The following is a 17,855-nucleotide window of genomic DNA, read 5'->3' as shown; positions in this document are numbered from 1 at the left end:
ATGGTACTTACCTTTGCCGCCGTAGTGTAGCGAAACAGCTGCTTCAGTCATTTTCAGATTGCAACGGTGGCGGAACCCAGGCCTGACAGAAATCGAACCAGCCCCATGCCGTCAGCTGAACCCCGCTGATGCGTGGCGGCGCGCTCACCTGATACTGATAGTTGAACAGCGGTGTAATAATGCTGCGCACCATCCATTGATAAAAATGATCGCGCAGTTCTTCAGACCGCCTGTTTTCCTGCGGGATTTGCTGAATATGGCTCAATCGTCCTTGCTGCAAGATAAGGTCTTCTTCGCGCAAAATCCCCGGCCACAACGGATCCTGTTGCAGCCAGTTCTCCAGCGTGGCTTCCGGAGATTCACCGATCAGCCGGTCGCCCAGCAGCAGATCTGCCGATTCCAGTAATTCGCCGTCTTCCCACAACCGGCCTGCGTGATAAACCACTTCCAGCGCACAACCTTCTTCCGCCAGCTTTTCCCGTAACGCCTGAGCCACCAGTTCAAACTCTACGGGCGGGTGGTAAAGCAGACGCAGAGTTTCAGGCAGCTGAACATCCGCAAGGCCGTGAACCGGGATCGGCCAGCCGGGCAGCATTTCTTTACTGGCTTTCACCAGATCATGATCGATCGGCAGATTATCCAGCATGCCGCTGCGCTGGATAATTCGGATGACTTTTTGCGCCTGTGCTTCACTGAGCACGCCGCGTCGCAAGTTAGTAGCAATGTAACAAAAACCAAGACTGGTGCTTCGCCGGATGGGTTTTACCTGCGAAAGCTCGTTCTGTTCGCCAAGAATAATTCTGACCGGATGCTGACAACTGACATTGTCCCGCTGAGCAAAAAGCTGCGGAGTGATCCAAAACTCAATAGCGGCCAGATAGGGATGTTGTAAAGGGTAATAGGTGTGTTGCTCGAGGCGGATAAGCTCAGGGGTGAAGGTGGTCAGGCGAAACGGTCCCGCGCCGATATGCGGATCGTCCGGATGAGCCAGCAGACAATTGAGGTCGGCAAAACGGTGTGCCAGCCAGTAATCCGGTTTATCCAGATCGAACTGCAAACACAGCGCATGAGGCTGAGATAATGTCACCACTGACGCCAGATTATGTTTACCGCGCGCTGACTCGCGCAATTGCTGAAAACGTGCGACCAGTTGCGCGGTTTTTAACGGTTCACCGTTATGCCAGAAAAGCTGACTGCGCAGAAAAAACTGCCAGGTTTTTCCGTCATTACTGACGTGCCAGTGATGCGCCAGATTGGGCTGCGGTGAGGTATCACCGGGGATAAAGCGCGTTAAACCTGCATGTATGGTATGCGCCAGGTGTTGTTCAGCGCGGCCGGTAAGCGTCAGCGGATCTAAAGGCTGGAGAGGGCGATAATAGGGAATGCGCAGCGTCGGCGCATCTTCCTGCCACTGGCCGCCAAGATGCGGCGCGAGCAGGGTATTCAGATGCGAAGGATCCAGCTGGCTCAGTTGCAGTGCGGCAGAATGTTCACCCTTTTTCAGTAATTCCTGTAAATACGTTCCGCGTAACTCTTCCGGTGTTTTGAGGCAGCTTAGCGATGCGCGTTTTCCGCGACCAGCCTGCGACTGCCAGCGGATCCAGCCGGCATTTTGAAAGTGCATCAGTAGCGTTCGGGTGTGGCGTTCGCTGCAACAGAAGATCTCTGCCAGTTCTGCCACGGTAAATTGAGCCGGATGCGATCCGGTTTTCAGGTACAGACGCTGAAACTGATTAAGCCGATTTTGCAGACGCACGGTAAATACGGAACCTCAGGAGTAGGGTAAATTTTTCCTGTTCAGCATATCCCAGCTGACGCGACCAGACCTGAAGTAAAAAACCAAAGTGTGAGCTAAAACCGGAACAGTATTCATAAAGTGTTCACTATTAGTTCCGTAAATCTCAGTCCATACTTTGCGGGTGAAAACAACGACGCTCAGAGAGGAAATATGTACCGTTTAGCTGCATTTGATATGGATGGCACGCTGCTTTTACCTGACCACACGCTGGGCGACAAAACGTTGTCCACGCTGAGGCAGTTAGCTGAAAAGCCGGTAACGCTGACCTTTGCCACCGGGCGTCATTATCTCGAAATGAAAGATATTCTTGCTAACATCGGGCTGGATGGCTATCTCATCACCGGCAACGGTACCCGTATTCATGATCTCAGTGGCCACCGGCTGCACGCCAGCGATTTACCCGAGGATTGTGCGCACGAATTACTGCATACCTCGTGGGATACGCCAGCCAGTGTGCATGTTTTCCGCGATGACGGCTGGTTCACTTCTCTCGACGATCCGGATTTACTCATTCCGCATCAGTTCAGTGGTTTTCGCTATCAGTTACAGGATCTGCGCTTATTACCGGATTCGGGTAACAGCAAAGTGTGTTTCTGCGCCCCGCATGACGTGTTGTTGTCGCTGGTGCCTCAACTCGAAGCTCACTTTGGCCCGCGCATCGATTTATGTTTCTCTGCGATGGATTGTCTTGATGTGCAGCCCGCAGGCAGCAACAAAGGCAGCGCGCTTGCATTGCTGACGGACGGTCTGGGGATTAACATGTCAGAGTGTATGGCGTTTGGGGATGCCATGAACGACAAGGAAATGCTCGAGGGCGTCGGGATGGGGCTGATTATGGGGAACGCGTTACCCGTTCTGAAAGAGAAGTCACCGCACTTACAAATTATCGGACATTGCCGTCATCAGGCGGTGTCTCACTTTTTGCAACACTGGCTGCACACACCAAACCTCACCTATTCCCCCGAATATTAAGGTTTTGCAGCAAGCCGGGTCATCTGTCCCGGCTTTTTTCCTTTCTTACGCCGTATTTAACGCGGAGTTAACTTAGTCCTTCCAGCTGCTGTGCGTATGATGAAATATCCCCGATGTTCTTCGCTACCCAACTCTCATCGAAGTATGTATTCAGATAACGTTCGCCGCTGTCGCAGAGCAGGGTGACGATAGAGCCGGTTTCCCCTCTCTCACGCATCTGCGTAGCCAGTTGCAGCGCACCCCAGACGTTGGTACCGGTTGAGCCGCCGACCTTACGCCCCAGCACCTTCTCAAGCCAGTGAAGCGTCGCGATGCTGGCCGCATCAGGCACGCGCATCATGTCGTCTATTACACTTGGTATGAACGATGGCTCAGCGCGAGGGCGGCCAATACCCTCAATACGGCTGCTGCATTGCGCAGTGACGCTGGCATCACGCTGTTGATAATAATCGTAAAATACTGAGTTTTCCGGATCAACGACCACCAGTTCCGTATCGTGCCCCTGATAGCGAATATAGCGGCCCAGCGTTGCGGAAGTACCGCCGGTACCCGCGCTCATCACCAGATAACGCGGTATCGGATGCGGCTCATGCGACATCTGACGGAAAATACTGTCAGCAATATTATTGTTACCGCGCCAGTCGGTTGCCCGCTCTGCGTAGGTAAACTGATCCATGTAATGCCCGTTCATTTCACGGGCGAGTTGTTCGGATGCGGCATAGATCTGCCCCGAGTTCTGGACGAAGTGACACCGGCCACCGTAAAACTCAATTTGCTGGATTTTTCGTGGGGCAGTGCAAGAAGGCATCACGGCGATAAAAGGCAATCCCAGCAGGCGTGCGAAATAGGCTTCAGAGATGGCGGTGCTGCCTGAAGAAGCTTCCACAATGGGCGTGTTTTCACGTATCCACCCGTTGCACAAACCGTACAAAAACAGAGAACGGGCAAGGCGATGTTTCAGGCTGCCGGACGGATGGGTACTTTCATCCTTCAAATACAGTGAAATTCCGGGAAAGTCGTTGAGTGACAGGCGAATCAGGTGTGTATCGGCGGAACGCTGAAAATCGGCGTCGATTTCTTTAATAGCGTGACTAACCCAGGAATTGCGCATGATGCAGGCTCATAAAAGTGTCTTGATGCACACAAGAATAACGTAACTCCCGGAGAAATAAGTTACCCTTTAACCCACGAAGATAAGATTTAATAGAAAAATTTCCTCCCGGAGGCCGGTATGGTAGATAAAATTGACCTTAAATTGCTCTCCCTGTTGCAGAAAGATTGCACATTATCTCTGAATGAACTGGCAGATGCGGTCAATCTCACCACCACGCCGTGCTGGAAAAGGATTAAGCGCCTCGAAGATGACGGCATTATTCGCGGGAAAGTGGCCCTGCTGGACGGCGATCGGTTAGGGCTAAGCCTGACGGCGTTTGTGCTCATCAAAACTCAGCATCACAACAGCGAGTGGTACCAGCGCTTTGTTCAGCAGGTTGAGGCATTTCCTGAAGTGCTGGGTTTCTACCGGATGGCCGGTGAATATGACTATTTACTGCAGGTGCAGGTGTCCGATATGAAAAGCTACGATAACTTTTACAAGCGACTTGTGAACGGCATTCCAGGGCTGAATGATGTGACCTCCAGTTTTGCGATGGAACGCATAAAATCCACCACCGCATTGCCGATTTGATGCAAAAGTTACAGTAAAAAGTTTCATCAGAATCGCCAGTTAACTCTGTTATCCTTGTCGCCTGATGAGAAAAAGGCCTGCTTCGGGCGCTTTTTCTCAATAAAATCATCATTATTATTTGTATGGAAATCACTGCGTGAGATTGTTCGCCCAATTAGGCTGGTACTTCCGACGTGAATGGCGCCGGTATCTGGGTGCCGTTGCCTTGCTGATTATCATCGCCATTCTGCAATTGATACCGCCTAAGCTAGTTGGTGTCATTATTGATGGCGTCACAACCAAAACGATGTCAACCGGCGTACTGTTTGCGTGGCTTGGGCTCATGGTCGCCACGGCAATTGTGGTGTATTTGCTGCGTTACGTCTGGCGCGTGCTGTTGTTCGGTGCGTCCTATCAGCTTGCCGTAGAACTGCGTCAGGATTTCTTCCGGCAGCTCAGCCGTCAGCATCCGGCCTTCTATTTACGCCACCGAACGGGTGATCTTATCGCCCGGGCAACCAATGACGTCGATCGCGTGGTTTTCGCCGCAGGCGAGGGCGTTCTGACGCTGGTTGATTCGCTGGTCATGGGGCTTGCCGTTCTAATCGTAATGGCGACGCAAATCAGTTGGGAGCTGACGCTGCTGTCGCTGGTTCCTATGCCGGTGATGGCTATTATCATTAAACGCTACGGCGACCAACTTCATCATCGCTTTAAAACCGCGCAGGCTGCCTTTTCCTCATTAAACGATCAGGCGCAGGAAAGCCTGACCAGTATTCGCATGATCAAAGCCTTCGGCCTCGAGAACCATCAGTCTTCCCAGTTTGCTGATGTGGCCGCGGATACGGGTGCGAAAAACATGCGTGTAGCGCGTGTTGATGCCCGTTTTGACCCGACTATTTATGTCTCGATTGGCATGGCTAATTTGCTGGCTATCGGCGGTGGTAGCTGGATGGTGGTTAACGGGCATCTGACACTCGGGCAGTTAACCAGTTTTGTCATGTATCTCGGATTGATGATCTGGCCGATGCTGGCGCTGGCCTGGATGTTCAATATCGTTGAACGCGGTAGCGCCGCCTACAGCCGCATCCGCAGCCTGCTTGAGGAAGCGCCCAGCGTCGTGGACGGTACTGCGCCTCTGCCTGCCGGACGCGCTGTACTTGAAGCAAACATTGCGGATTTCCACTATCCCGACACAACACATCCGGCCTTGTCCTCTGTGAAGTTCTCCCTGCAACCTGGGCAAATGCTCGGTCTGTGCGGCCCGACAGGTTCCGGTAAAAGTACCTTGCTGTCGCTGCTTCAGCGACAGTTTGATGTCACTGAAGGGGATGTGCTTTATCACGGCCTGTCGCTGAAAACGATCCGCCTGGATGACTGGCGCGCACGTCTGGCGATTGTGAGCCAGACCCCTTTCCTGTTCTCTGACACCGTCGCACAAAATATTGCGCTGGGACGTCCAGAGGCCAGCCGGGAAGAGATCGAGGAAGCGGCGCGGCTTGCCAGCGTTCATGACGATATTCTGCGTTTACCCGGCGGCTATGAAACAGAGGTCGGAGAACGCGGAGTGATGCTTTCTGGCGGACAGAAGCAACGAATTTCTATTGCCCGTGCTTTATTGCTGAAAGCGGAAATCCTGATCCTCGATGATGCATTGTCTGCGGTTGATGGCAGGACAGAGCATCAGATCCTGCACAACCTGCGTCAGTGGGGCAGCGACCGCACCGTCATCATCAGTGCCCATCGTCTCTCCGCACTGACCGAAGCCAGCGAGATTCTGGTGTTTAACCACGGCTGTATTTCCCAGCGCGGAAGCCATGAGCAACTTGCCGCTGAGTCAGGATGGTATCGCGATATGTTCCGTTACCAGCAACTGGAAGCCGCACTGGACGATGTACCGCAGGAACAGGAGCCGGAACCACGTGGCTGAGCAAAAAGTGAGTAAAATTCAAAAGATGTGGCCGACGCTGAAGCGCCTGCTGGTCTACGGTAAGCCTTACAGAAAACCTCTTTCTGTCGCGGTGCTGATGTTGTGGATTGCGGCAGCAGCAGAGGTGACCGGGCCGATTCTGATCAGTTTCTTTATCGACCACTATGTCGCCAAAGGCGAAATGCCGTGGGACAAAATCAGTCTGCTGGCATTGTGCTTTATCCTGCTGCAGTTTCTGGCTGCCGGATTGCACTATTTCCAGGCGTTGCTGTTTAACCGGGCCGCAGTGGGCGTGGTTCAGCGTTTGCGTACCGATGTGATGGATGCTGCATTGCGCCAGCCGCTGAGTGCGTTTGATACTCAGCCCGTCGGGCAACTGATTTCTCGTGTCACAAATGATACGGAAGTGATCCGCGATCTGTACGTAACCGTCGTCTCGACCGTATTGCGCAGTATTGCGTTGATTGGCGCGATGCTGGTGGCAATGTTCAGTCTTGACTGGCGTCTGGCCTCGGTGGCGATATGTATTTTCCCGGCGGTTTTCGTCGTGATGGGGCTGTACCAGATTTACAGTACCCCGATTGTTCGTAAAGTCCGAAGCTATCTGGCGGACATCAATGACGGTTTCAACGAAGTCATTAACGGCATGAATGTCATCCAGCAGTTCCGCCAGCAAAAGCGTTTTGGCGAACGTTTGACCCGTGCCAGTCAGTCGCATTATCTGGCGCGTATGCAAACGCTGCGGCTGGAAGGCTTTCTTCTGCGGCCATTGCTCAGTTTGTTCTCCTCGTTAATTCTGTGCGGATTGTTACTGCTGTTCGGATTCAGCGCAGAAGGTTCAGTCGGCGTCGGTGTTCTCTATGCTTTCATCAATTATCTGGGGCGTCTGAACGAGCCTTTGATCGAGCTGACCTCGCAGCAGTCGATTCTTCAGCAGGCCGTCGTCGCGGGTGAACGAATTTTTGACCTGATGGACCGAACCCAGCAGCAATACGGGGCTGACGACAAAAGACTTACCGGCGGCGAGATAGACATTAAAGACGTCAGTTTTGCCTATCTGCCGGACAAATGGGTGCTGGAAAATATATCCCTGCATGTGCCATCGCGAGGTTTCGTTGCGCTGGTCGGGCATACGGGTAGCGGTAAAAGTACGCTGGCGAATTTGCTGATGGGATATTACCCGCTCAATAAAGGAGAGATCCGGGTTAATGGCCGTCACATTTCCGATCTCTCGCACGCCAGCTTACGTAAAGGGATTGCGATGGTTCAGCAGGATCCGGTGGTGCTGGCTGAGTCGGTTTTCGCCAATGTCACGTTAGGGCGCGACATCGATGAAGCGCAAGTCTGGCACGCGCTGGATATTGTGCAGCTTTCGCCTCTTATTCGCGAAATGCCGGAAGGTTTAAACACTCGCCTCGGCGAACAGGGAAATAATCTCTCGGTAGGTCAGAAACAGTTGCTGGCCATGGCGCGCGTTTTGGTGCAGGCCCCGGAGATTTTGATCCTTGACGAGGCAACTGCCAATATCGACTCAGGTACTGAACAGGCGATCCAGCGTGCACTTCGGGCCATCCGACAGCAAACGACGCTGGTGGTGATCGCCCATCGTCTTTCGACGATTGTCGATGCGGATAACATTTTGGTATTGCATCGTGGTCAGGCAGTGGAGCAGGGCAATCACCTGCAACTGCTGGCTGAAAAAGGCCGGTATTATCAGATGTATCAGCTGCAGCTTGCCGGTCAGGAACTTGCCTCAGCGGAGCAGGCCACGCCGGCGACGCAAAACGCCTGATACCCGCCCCAACGCAGCATAGTGCACCGCGTTGGGGTGGTTTTTTTCTCCCGATTTCCCCCCTCCTTTTTTCTGGCCTGCACCTTCATCTGGCATCAAGTCTCTGGGCGTGATGTCACTGCACTAAAAAGCAGCGGTCGGCACCTTATTGGTGCGCGCGTCATGATAATGATGTGAACGGCCAAGTGTGCGCCTCGTCACGAATATTCTGAAAATGCCGTATTACGCGGTAATCAAACGAATCTCTCCGCAATTTCAACTCTGGCACAGCCTTTGCTTTATCCATTTCGTATCGGGCGCGGTTTTTCCGCGGCAAGCCCTTAATTCGAGGAGTGGCAAAATGAAGCTGGTTACTGTGGTGATCAAACCTTTCAAGCTGGAAGACGTGCGCGAAGCGCTGTCTGCTGTTGGAATTCAGGGCCTGACCGTAACGGAAGTTAAAGGTTTCGGCCGTCAGAAAGGTCACGCTGAACTGTATCGCGGTGCAGAGTACAGCGTGAACTTCCTGCCAAAAGTAAAAATCGATATTGCTATCGCTGACGATCAGCTCGATGAAGTGATCGACGTGATCAGCAAAGCGGCCTACACCGGGAAAATTGGTGACGGCAAAATTTTCGTTGCTGAATTGCAACGCGTTATCCGTATTCGTACCGGTGAAACCGACGAAGCAGCACTGTAATTTCAGGTTCATCTCTTTGAATGAAGAGTTGAGATAAAAGAGCTTAGAAAAACAGTTTTGAGAACAGGGGTGGGCTACTAATGAAAAAACTTTTATCCATGATGGGGCTTGGGGCGGTTGCATTGTTGCCTTCGCTTGCCATGGCAGCAGCGCCAGCAGCCGCTAACGGTGCTGACAATGCCTTTATGATGATTTGTACTGCACTGGTGCTTTTTATGACCGTGCCCGGTGTGGCGCTGTTCTACGGCGGCTTACTGCGTTCTAAAAACGTGTTATCTATGCTGACTCAGGTCATCGTGACGTTCGCACTGGTCTGCGTTCTGTGGATCCTCTACGGTTACAGCCTGGCCTTCAGCGAAGGCAACGCGTTCTTCGGCGGTTTCGGTAATGTGATGATGAAAGGCATCGGCCTTGATTCGGTCACCGGCACCTTCTCGCAGATGATTCACGTGGCGTTCCAGTGTTCATTCGCCTGTATCACCGTGGCGCTGATCGTGGGCGGTATCGCTGAACGTGTACGTTTCTCTGCGGTCTTGATTTTCACTGTGATCTGGCTGACCTTCTCCTACATTCCGATGGCTCACATGGTTTGGGCGGGGGGTTTCCTGGCAGCAGACGGTGCGCTGGACTTTGCCGGCGGTACGGTGGTTCACATTAACGCCGCCATCGCGGGTCTGGTCGGTGCCTACCTGTTGGGTAAACGTGCAGGATTTGGCAAAGAAGCATTCAAGCCACACAACCTGCCAATGGTCTTCACAGGTGCGGCGATCCTTTACGTTGGCTGGTTCGGTTTCAACGCCGGTTCAGCAAGCGCAGCAAGTCCAATTGCGGCTCTGGCTTTCCTCAATACCGTTATCGCAACGGCTGGCGCAATCCTGTCATGGACATTTGTAGAGTGGATGGTTCGCGGTAAACCTTCTCTGCTTGGCGCAAGCTCCGGTGCCATCGCAGGACTGGTTGCCATCACGCCAGCCTGTGGTACGGTCGGCGTGGGTGGTGCGTTGATTATCGGTCTGGTCGGTGGTGCTACCGGTCTGTGGGGGGTGGTTACCCTGAAAAAATGGCTGCGTGTTGATGACACCTGCGACGTATTCGGTGTGCACGGCGTGTGCGGTATCGTAGGCTGCCTGCTGACCGGCGTATTCACTTCCAGCTCACTGGGCGGCGTGGGTTATGCAGAAGGCGTCACCATGGGCCATCAGGTCTGGGTACAGTTCTTCAGCGTCTGCGTTACGCTGGTCTGGTCAGGTGTTGTTGCCTTCATCGCTTATAAAGTAGCTGATATGCTGGTCGGTCTGCGTGTTCCTGAAGAACAGGAACGTGAAGGTCTGGACGTCAACAGCCACGGCGAAAATGCTTACAACCAGTAATCTCAGTCATATACATTCAGAGAAGGCAGTGCGCTAACGCTTTTTGAACGGCAGTACCAAAACTAAAAATAATGATGAATAGCAAAAGGGGCGATATCACTATCGCCCCTTTTTAATGCCTGATTTTCAGACTGAAAAGCTTATTCTGCCGTTCTCTGACGGATCACACCTTCCTGCACCGTAGTGGCAACCAGCACCCCTTCGCGGGTATAGAACTGACCGCGTACAAAACCACGGGCACCGGAAGCTGATGTGCTTTCAACCGCGTAAAGAAGCCAGTCGTCCATACGGAATGGCCGGTGAAACCACATCGAATGATCGATGGTCGCGACCTGCATTCCAGGCTCCAGAAAACCAATTCCGTGCGGTTGCAATGCGGTCGGCAGGAAATTGAAGTCTGAAGCATAACCGAGCAGATACTGATGGATGCGCAGATCATCAGGCATTTCGCCGTTGGCGCGGAACCACACCGCGCGGTGCGGCTCTTCTTTAGTGCCTTTCAGCGGGTTATGGAATTTCACCGGGCGCATTTCAATCGGCCGGTGACGGAGGAATTTATCACGAATTTTTTCAGGGATCAGATGCGCAAGATTTTTGGCAATGTCTGACTCCGAAATCAGTGACTCGGGCGGCGGTACATCAGGCATGGTGTTTTGATGTTCAAAACCCTCTTCATGACTCTGGAAAGAGGCTGTCATGTAGAAAATAGGTTTACCGTTTTGTACCGCTTTCACACGACGGGCGCTGAAACTGTTGCCGTCGCGCAAGTTTTCCACGTCATAGATGATCGGTTTACTGCTGTCACCCGGACGTAAAAAGTAACTGTGGAACGAGTGGATCCCGCGATCAACCGGCACCGTTTGTTTGGCTGCGTAGAGTGCCTGCCCGACAACCTGCCCGCCAAAGACCTGGCGCAAGCCCAGATCCTCACTTTGACCACGAAACAGCCCTTCTTCGATTTTTTCCAGATCCAGAAGATCCAGCAGATTTATTAACGCCTGACTCATAGTGGCCTCATGAAAGTTACCGGTTAATTCATGCCTGATGCAGCCCGTAAGCGCAGCAAAAGCACAGGTCTAACCTGTTAATGATAGAGGATCTTACGGGCGCTCAGAAGACCTGTTTAGCCACCGGGAGGAAAAATTCAGATTATTGTGCCATGATTAACAGGTACGCTGGTTAAAGAAACCATTTTCATGTCGGCGTTTATTACAGCTTGTCGACAAGCGAATAATAAAAAGGGAGTACGATCTATGAAACTTTGGCAGATAGTAGGTGGAACCGCGCTGTCTCTGACTCTTGCCGGATGCGCACAGCATCATGAGGCACCCGCGCAGCAGGCTCCGGTGAATACGGCAGCCAGTCCGGCCACCCAACCCGCGATAACGGGGCCAAACGTATCCGGTAGTGTGTTTATCGCTCAGCGTGTGGCGTTGCCGCCTGACGCGGTACTGACCGTGACATTGTCCGATGCCTCTGTTGCTGATGCACCATCGCGTGTGATCTCGCAGAAAGTGGCGAGAACGCAGGGTAAGCAGGCACCATTCACGTTTATCCTGCCGTATAACCCACAGGACATTCCACCTAACTCACACGTTATCCTGAGTGCGGCGGTGACCATCAATGGTCAGATGACCTTCGTGACCGACTCCATTAAAGAAGTGATTAACAATGGACAGGGTACACGTGCGGATCTGCAACTTGTCCCGGTTGTCTCCGTTCCTGTTGCCACCAAGCCGGGTGCATTAGGGCCACTGAGCAACCCGTCTGAGCCGACAGGATTAGGCACCGCTCCGGCACCGGTCAGCGCAGTCGCTCCGTCGCCTGCTTATTAATGTCTGCTGCTGTAACAATAAACACCGCTCCGGCGGTGTTTTTTTATGTGCATTACCACTTCCAGCCATACTTATCTAAATCGATTTTGCCTTTTCTAAAGACGACGCCTTCGGCCAGAAGCGCCTGACGCTGGCGCTTAAAATCTTCACCCTGCAATGAAATCTCGCCGTGGCGGTTAATCACGCGGTGCCAGGGAAGGGTGCTGCCTTCGGGCAATTTCTTCAGCACGCCGCCAACCTGACGGGCAGCGCGTGGCGATCCTGCCAGTTGTGCCACATTACCGTACGTTGTGACCTGGCCTGCGGGGATAGCCGCTATAATTTGAAATACGCGCTGACGAAAGTTATCGGGCTCCGACATTACATCCTCCTCAGTGTCTGCCGGACAGTATGACGTAATTTTGCGTCTCAGACAGGCGAGTTTCGGCGCTGTTGTTTAAGAAAACACCGGTTGTCGGCGGTTAACTTGCTTTTGCGGTGGGCATCACTGATAATGCCCACCGCTTCAGTTCTCCCGTAAAGAGAAGAGAAGCCAACAACGACAATGGGGGCCCTGTTGGTTCTCCCGCAACACTAACTTGTTAACTCGGTCAGGTCCGGAAGGAAGCAGCCATAGCAGGTGTCGTGTGTGCCGGGATGTAGCTGGCAGGGCCTCCACCATTTCAGGCCCCGCAAACTTTACGCCTTCTCTTTTCGATTCCTAACGCCAGTCTCTTTTTTCTTTTGTTTCAGTGATGCACCAGCGTCGTGAAGTAATACACCAGCGGGATTGCCAGGATATACAGCCCTGTCGGCACTTCGCGCATTTTTCCTGCCACCACGTTGATGATGATGTAAAACAGCAATCCGCCCGCGATGCCCGTACCAAAACTGTTGGAAATCAGGGTAATCATCACCATGAGCAGCACCGGTAAAGCATCGGTGAAATTCGCTAAGTCCACTTTGCGTAGATTACTGAACATATTCAGGCCGATGAGGATCAGCGCCGGTGCGGTCGCTTCTTTGGGGATCATCAGTGCCACCGGCGTGAACAGCAGCATCAGCAGGAACATCACCGCCGCCGCCAGCGCCGTCAGACCCGTTTTCCCGCCCGCCTCAGCCGCCGCTGAGGATTCGATTAATGCGGTTGCCGCAGGAATACCGACAACCGGACCCAGCGCCGCAGCAATCGAATCCACCATAAAGGGCCGGTTGATGTGCGGCATGTTGCCGTGTTCATCCAGCAGTCCGGCTTCACCGCCCACCGCCAGCGTGGTGCCCATGGTTGAGAAGAATTCTGAGGCGAAAAAGATAAACAGAAATGGCAGGAAGGCGATATTGATAGCGCCAGTCAGATCGACTTTCCCCCAGAGCGGGGCGAGAGAATGTGGTAAAGCGATCCACTGTTCAGGTAAATGCGTTACGCCAAACGGGATCCCGGCCACCGTTGCCAGCAGAATCGCCCAGAGAATAGCGCCGGGGATTTTACGAGCCTGTAAACCCACTGCCACCAGCAAACCCAGCAAAGCAATCAGCGCACCCGGAGAAGTGAAATCGCCCAGTGCCAGCGCGTGCGTTTTGGCATTGGCCAGCACCAGGCCTGCATTACGAAAACCCAGCAGCGCGACGAAAATACCGATCGACGCCGTCAGACCCAGTTTGATGGATTGCGGAACCGAGCGGGTGACGACTTCACGCAGGCCGAATACCGTCATCACAAAAAATAAGATCCCTGACCAGCAGGCGATACCCAGCGCAATTGGCCAGGTGATACCGTCTCCGGCCAGCGTAATACCGACCAGTACCGAACCGCCGATGCCAGGGCCAACCATAAACGGCAGATTCGCGTAGAACGCCATCAGCAAAGAGCCCAACACAAATACCAAAATGACGCCGGTGGTGGCGGCTCCTTTATCCATGCCACCCGCCGCCAGCAGACCGGGGATCACTATCAGCAAATAAGCCGCTGCCAGAAAACCGGTGATCCCGGCCAGACATTCGGTTTTCGCTTTCGTATCCCGCTGACGAAGCTGAAAGCGGCGCTGCAACCAGCTTTCACCCGATGAGGCTGTCACATTTTTCACAGAGCTGTCGGTCATAAAATTCCCCTGAACATCGTCATTAATGAGTGGTGCGTGCTGTTTTTTTTGTGTTTCTTATTAATAAAGATCAGGCCTCGTCGGGCCAGATTTCCAAAACATGATCGACAATCTCGCGCAATCCGCCATCCGTCAGCCCTAAATCCGTCAGATGTGGCCCAGCATTACAGGCGAGACAGGTTCCTTCGATCGCTTTAAAGACCCGGTACGGCGGCTCCCAGTCAGCGATCTGCGCGCTAAGCTCGCGAAGGTTTTTAAACTGTGCGGCCAGCACGTCTGCGGGTAAATCTGAGAGCATTCCGGCAATCGGCATATCGACACTGGCCAGCAACGTCGCGTTCTGGCTCAGCGCCATACCGCCGCCGCTGGCGATCAGCTGATTGGCGGCCAGCATCATGTCGGCGGGATGACGGCCAATAACCACGAGATTATGTGAGTCATGGGAGTAAGAGGTGGCTATCGCTCCGCGTAATTCTCCCCAGCCTTCCAGCAACGCCATTTTCGGCGTGGCTTCATGACGCCCATGCCGGTGCTGTACCCAAATCAGGCTGAAACCTTCCGGAATTTGTACGACTCCGCTTTTGACTTCCACAATCACTTCGCTCCATTGCGTGAAGCGAGCGCCCTTGATGTTACGTAAGCGCGCCTTACCTTTTTTCAGTCCGGGGATTTTAAAATGGAAATCAGCTTCGGCCACTTTTTGCAGGCGCATGGTGTCGCGTGGCGGGATAACGTCACTGGCGGCAGCGGGGCTGAATAACATTTCCCCGTGTTCTGCAACGCAGTTTCCGGCGACATACACTTTGCGCGGGTTGAGCGTCTCAAGAGAGTCGAATGCAATAATGTCAGCAGTGCGGCCAGCGGCAATCAGCCCGAGATCTGAGCGGCGCATACGGATGGCGGCGTTAAATGTCGCCATTCTCAACACGTCTTCAGCACGTAAGCCAAAGGAGATCAGCAGTTTGACCAGCGCGATCAGTCCGCCTTTTTCCAGCAGATGATCCGGTGGCACGTCGTCAGTACACAGCGTAATTTGCGAGGAAAGATGCGGTAAGGCCAGCAGAGCGGCAGCAATATCCGGCAGCAGATAAGGATGAGAACCACGAATTTGCAGAGTCAGGCCTGCGCGCAATTTCTCCAGCGCATCTTCCGCTGAGGTCAGTTCATGATCGGAAGTCACACCTGCCGCCAGATAGGCCTGGAGCTGCTCGTCTTTAAGCCCGCGCGCATGGCCTTCGATCAGTTTGCCGCTGCGTAATCCGGCATCAAGGATTTCCATCATGCGTTCGCTGCCGTTCAGCACGCCATACATATCCATGACTTCCGCGACGCCGGCAACTTCGGGCCAGCTCAGCATGGTTTGCATTTCCTGGCCTTTGAAATCTGCACCCGACATTTCCAGACCCGGCGTTGAAGGCACGCTGGAAGGCGCCGCGCAAATCACACGCAATGGCAAACCCCGGCTGGCTTTGACTGCGTACTCAACGCCGGCCACGCCCAGCACATTTGCCAGCTCATGAGGATCCCAAAACACGGTCGTCGTCCCCTGAGCGACAACGATCTCCGCATATTTTTCAGGGGGCAGGTGGGAGCTTTCAATGTGAACATGGGTATCGATAAGGCCGGGTGAAAGATAAAGACCTGATAAGTCATCAATATTTTCCGACCGGGTAAATTTTCCACGTGGGTGGACACTGGCAATCATGTGACCGACCAGACCCACGTCTGCATTACGGACCTCACCCGTCACCATGTCGACGATCTTTGCGTTGATCAGCAAATGGTCAAAAGGAATTTTCCCTAATGCGGCATCAATCGCCCGCTGGCGTAAGGGCAGGGAAGCGAGGTTCTCGGTCATAGCAGTTTCCGGATTTGCAGAATGATGTGGCTAATGTAGGGAGAGGAAGGGGCTTTGCACAGATGATTTATTTTATCCGATTATAAGATGCGGTTATGCTGGGCAAACGTTTTCTATTTTGACCGGAACCTCTGCACATTATGTCTGAACCCTGGCGTCGTCTGCCTGCGCTGTCTCTCAAGCAAATTCAATATTTTGTGACGCTGGCGCAATTGCGCAGTTTTACTGAAACGGCGAACCGTCTGGCAATCAGCCAACCTGCGTTAAGCAGTGCGCTGCGACAAATTGAATCCGTGTTGGGTGGGAAGTTATTGCACCGGACGGCGCAGAACGTCAGGCTGACTGAGCAGGGCGAAGCTGTGCTGCCGTATGCAGAACGCTTATTGAATACTGCTCACAGCGTGTTCGATGATATGCAGCAAATTATGCACCAGGGCGGAGATGGAACTTTACGTATCGGATTAGTGCCTTCCGTCAGCACATTATTATTTCCGGCGGTGCCACAATTATTATCTGAATATTTCCCTGATATGCGTGTGGAATTCCATGACCTGACAAATGACGCATTATTATTGGAACTCGAGAACGGTTCTGTTGATTTTGGTATCGGCGCTACCGACAGTACCGTACCGGAATCGATAGCAATATATCCGCTGCTCGAAGATCCGTTTGTCGTGGTGATCAGGCGTGATGATGCGCTGGCAGAAGGGCATAACATCCCGTGGCGGCAACTGGCAAAAAGGGACATTGCGTTGTTTTCAAAAGGAAATGTAAGCAGGCTGGTGACGGCGATGAATGAGAGTCATCATCTGAATTTACGCGTCAGCTACCGGGTAGATTTTCAGGAAACGTTATATGGACTGGTACGGTCGCGCATGGCATTGGCGATTTTACCGGAATTATACACGGCAACGCTGAACGATAATGAATTAACGGTGATCCACTTGCAGCAGCCAATGTTAAGTCGAACGGTCGCCATGATGCGTAAACCGGTTCCATTACGATCAGCAAAAACAGAACAGTGTTTTCAATTTCTCTTAAAGACGTTTCATCAACGAATCAAAGAAAAGAATGAAAGAGTGCTGTGAGGAAAATTGTTTAACAACGCTAACGTAGTATTGCTGAAATAATAAACACTGAGCCGCACGATAATTCGGCTCAGTGCAAGCACTTAACGTACAAACTTCCATACGGCAACGGGGATTTTATCGTATAGCTTATTCATCGTCAGTTCAGCCAGACGATGGTCAGCTGCCGAGTAAAACAATTCGAGTTCGTCGTCGGAAAGCTCATACTTATTTTTTTCAATAACACGTTCAAGCGTATCAATAGTGGTGCATTTTCTTAAACGCATCAAATAGTCGATTTTGTTCATCGTAGCCTTTTCATTTTTTTCTGATGACAACATATAAATTATTACTCAAGTCTTCATTAGGGTACAGATGTAGTCCCCTGAGAACATTCTGAATAATCGCTTTTTGGTCTTTTGCCATTGGCGTAAATCAGAATCGTTAATTCCATAATTACTGAAGAGGGTGTAGGTATCATCCAGATACTCTTCAACCAGATCACTTAAATGGTTATCGTCGGGGTACTTAATTTTAAAACTCATCACAAAAGATGCAATGTGTTCTATCAGTTCGTTGAGTTGCAGGTTAACAGCTGATGTAGGGTCATTGACCCAACCATGATGACTGTCACCCAGTGTCGCAATCCCTTCATCATACAACATTTCATTCAGGAATCGTAACTGAGCGATATCGTGCCGCTTAGGCGAGTACTCATCCATATCATCCCCTCCGTAATGGTTTATTCGGTGTTGATAACACTCTGTGAGTAAACAACAAAACTTAATGGCTTACAGGAAACAGCTCTCA

At 52.4% G+C, this 17,855-nt stretch carries 16 protein-coding genes and 1 other RNA gene; 9 read left to right on the top strand and 8 right to left on the bottom strand.

From position 1 onward, the window contains the following. Positions 1 to 43: 43 nt before the first annotated feature. The gene (locus ED901_RS11855; RefSeq protein WP_122096007.1) at positions 44 to 1,756 is read right to left on the bottom strand and encodes an SgrR family transcriptional regulator; all 1,713 of its coding nucleotides are present in this window, start codon (positions 1,754 to 1,756) and stop codon (positions 44 to 46) included. Positions 1,757 to 1,948: 192 nt separating this feature from the next. Between ED901_RS11855 and cof the strand changes: the two genes are divergently transcribed. After that, positions 1,949 to 2,770 carry an HMP-PP phosphatase gene (gene cof, locus ED901_RS11850; protein ID WP_122096006.1) on the top strand — a complete coding sequence of 274 codons (822 nt, stop codon included), beginning with the start codon at positions 1,949 to 1,951 and terminating at the stop codon, positions 2,768 to 2,770. A 67-nt stretch (positions 2,771 to 2,837) separates the two neighbouring features. Here cof and ED901_RS11845 read toward each other — a convergent pair whose 3' ends face one another. Then, positions 2,838 to 3,881, bottom strand: coding sequence for a PLP-dependent cysteine synthase family protein (locus ED901_RS11845; RefSeq protein WP_122096005.1), 1,044 nt, complete (start codon positions 3,879 to 3,881; stop codon positions 2,838 to 2,840). Between the two features lie 120 nt (positions 3,882 to 4,001). On the opposite strand from ED901_RS11845, the gene ED901_RS11840 reads away from it, so the two are divergent. The 5 genes from ED901_RS11840 (at position 4,002) to amtB (ending at position 10,207) form a co-directional block, all read left to right on the top strand. Continuing rightward, on the top strand, positions 4,002 to 4,457 hold the full coding sequence (locus tag ED901_RS11840; protein ID WP_056771107.1) for an Lrp/AsnC family transcriptional regulator: 456 nt from the start codon (positions 4,002 to 4,004) through the stop codon (positions 4,455 to 4,457). A gap of 136 nt (positions 4,458 to 4,593) precedes the next feature. After that, entirely contained in the window at positions 4,594 to 6,366 is a 1,773-nt protein-coding gene (locus ED901_RS11835) for a SmdA family multidrug ABC transporter permease/ATP-binding protein (protein WP_122096004.1), read from the top strand. A 7-nt stretch (positions 6,367 to 6,373) separates the two neighbouring features. After that, positions 6,374 to 8,158, top strand: coding sequence for a SmdB family multidrug efflux ABC transporter permease/ATP-binding protein (locus tag ED901_RS11830; RefSeq protein WP_056771988.1), 1,785 nt, complete (start codon positions 6,374 to 6,376; stop codon positions 8,156 to 8,158). Between the two features lie 340 nt (positions 8,159 to 8,498). Further along, positions 8,499 to 8,837: a P-II family nitrogen regulator gene (gene glnK, locus ED901_RS11825; RefSeq protein ID WP_009639071.1), complete on the top strand. Its 339-nt coding sequence runs from the start codon at positions 8,499 to 8,501 to the stop codon at positions 8,835 to 8,837. A gap of 80 nt (positions 8,838 to 8,917) precedes the next feature. Next, positions 8,918 to 10,207 carry an ammonium transporter AmtB gene (gene amtB, locus ED901_RS11820; RefSeq protein WP_056771114.1) on the top strand — a complete coding sequence of 430 codons (1,290 nt, stop codon included), beginning with the start codon at positions 8,918 to 8,920 and terminating at the stop codon, positions 10,205 to 10,207. Positions 10,208 to 10,347: 140 nt separating this feature from the next. On the opposite strand, the gene tesB is transcribed toward amtB, so the two are convergent. Beyond that, positions 10,348 to 11,214: an acyl-CoA thioesterase II gene (gene tesB, locus ED901_RS11815; RefSeq protein ID WP_056771119.1), complete on the bottom strand. Its 867-nt coding sequence runs from the start codon at positions 11,212 to 11,214 to the stop codon at positions 10,348 to 10,350. Positions 11,215 to 11,460: 246 nt separating this feature from the next. Here tesB and ED901_RS11810 point away from each other — a divergent pair, with 246 nt between their 5' ends. Further along, positions 11,461 to 12,042 (top strand): YbaY family lipoprotein, encoded by a 582-nt coding sequence (locus ED901_RS11810; RefSeq protein ID WP_122096003.1) that lies wholly within the window; start codon positions 11,461 to 11,463, stop codon positions 12,040 to 12,042. Between the two features lie 52 nt (positions 12,043 to 12,094). On the opposite strand, the gene ED901_RS11805 is transcribed toward ED901_RS11810, so the two are convergent. Further along, positions 12,095 to 12,403 (bottom strand): MGMT family protein, encoded by a 309-nt coding sequence (locus ED901_RS11805; RefSeq protein ID WP_122096002.1) that lies wholly within the window; start codon positions 12,401 to 12,403, stop codon positions 12,095 to 12,097. A 193-nt stretch (positions 12,404 to 12,596) separates the two neighbouring features. Here ED901_RS11805 and ffs point away from each other — a divergent pair. Beyond that, positions 12,597 to 12,693, top strand: an RNA gene (gene ffs / locus ED901_RS11800) — signal recognition particle sRNA small type. A gap of 77 nt (positions 12,694 to 12,770) precedes the next feature. Here ffs and ED901_RS11795 read toward each other — a convergent pair. Further along, positions 12,771 to 14,120: an NCS2 family permease gene (locus ED901_RS11795; protein WP_056771129.1), complete on the bottom strand. Its 1,350-nt coding sequence runs from the start codon at positions 14,118 to 14,120 to the stop codon at positions 12,771 to 12,773. A gap of 70 nt (positions 14,121 to 14,190) precedes the next feature. After that, positions 14,191 to 15,978 carry an adenine deaminase gene (locus ED901_RS11790; RefSeq protein ID WP_122096001.1) on the bottom strand — a complete coding sequence of 596 codons (1,788 nt, stop codon included), beginning with the start codon at positions 15,976 to 15,978 and terminating at the stop codon, positions 14,191 to 14,193. Positions 15,979 to 16,118: 140 nt separating this feature from the next. Here ED901_RS11790 and ED901_RS11785 point away from each other — a divergent pair, with 140 nt between their 5' ends. Further along, a complete protein-coding gene (locus ED901_RS11785) occupies positions 16,119 to 17,066 on the top strand; it encodes a LysR family transcriptional regulator (RefSeq protein ID WP_122096000.1) in 948 nt (315 codons plus the stop codon). Positions 17,067 to 17,149: 83 nt separating this feature from the next. Here ED901_RS11785 and ED901_RS11780 read toward each other — a convergent pair whose 3' ends face one another. Together ED901_RS11780 and tomB are read right to left on the bottom strand one after the other, a co-directional pair. Next, positions 17,150 to 17,353 carry an HHA domain-containing protein gene (locus tag ED901_RS11780; protein ID WP_056771138.1) on the bottom strand — a complete coding sequence of 68 codons (204 nt, stop codon included), beginning with the start codon at positions 17,351 to 17,353 and terminating at the stop codon, positions 17,150 to 17,152. A 45-nt stretch (positions 17,354 to 17,398) separates the two neighbouring features. Continuing rightward, entirely contained in the window at positions 17,399 to 17,767 is a 369-nt protein-coding gene (tomB, locus tag ED901_RS11775; protein WP_056771141.1) for an Hha toxicity modulator TomB, read from the bottom strand. Between the last annotated feature and the right edge of the window lie 88 nt (positions 17,768 to 17,855).

This window comes from Rahnella sp. Larv3_ips (assembly GCF_003697865.1).
Classification (GTDB): Bacteria; Pseudomonadota; Gammaproteobacteria; order Enterobacterales; family Enterobacteriaceae; genus Rahnella; species Rahnella rivi.
Note: the sequence above shows the minus strand (reverse complement) of the source record. Positions and strands in the feature narration are given on the sequence as shown.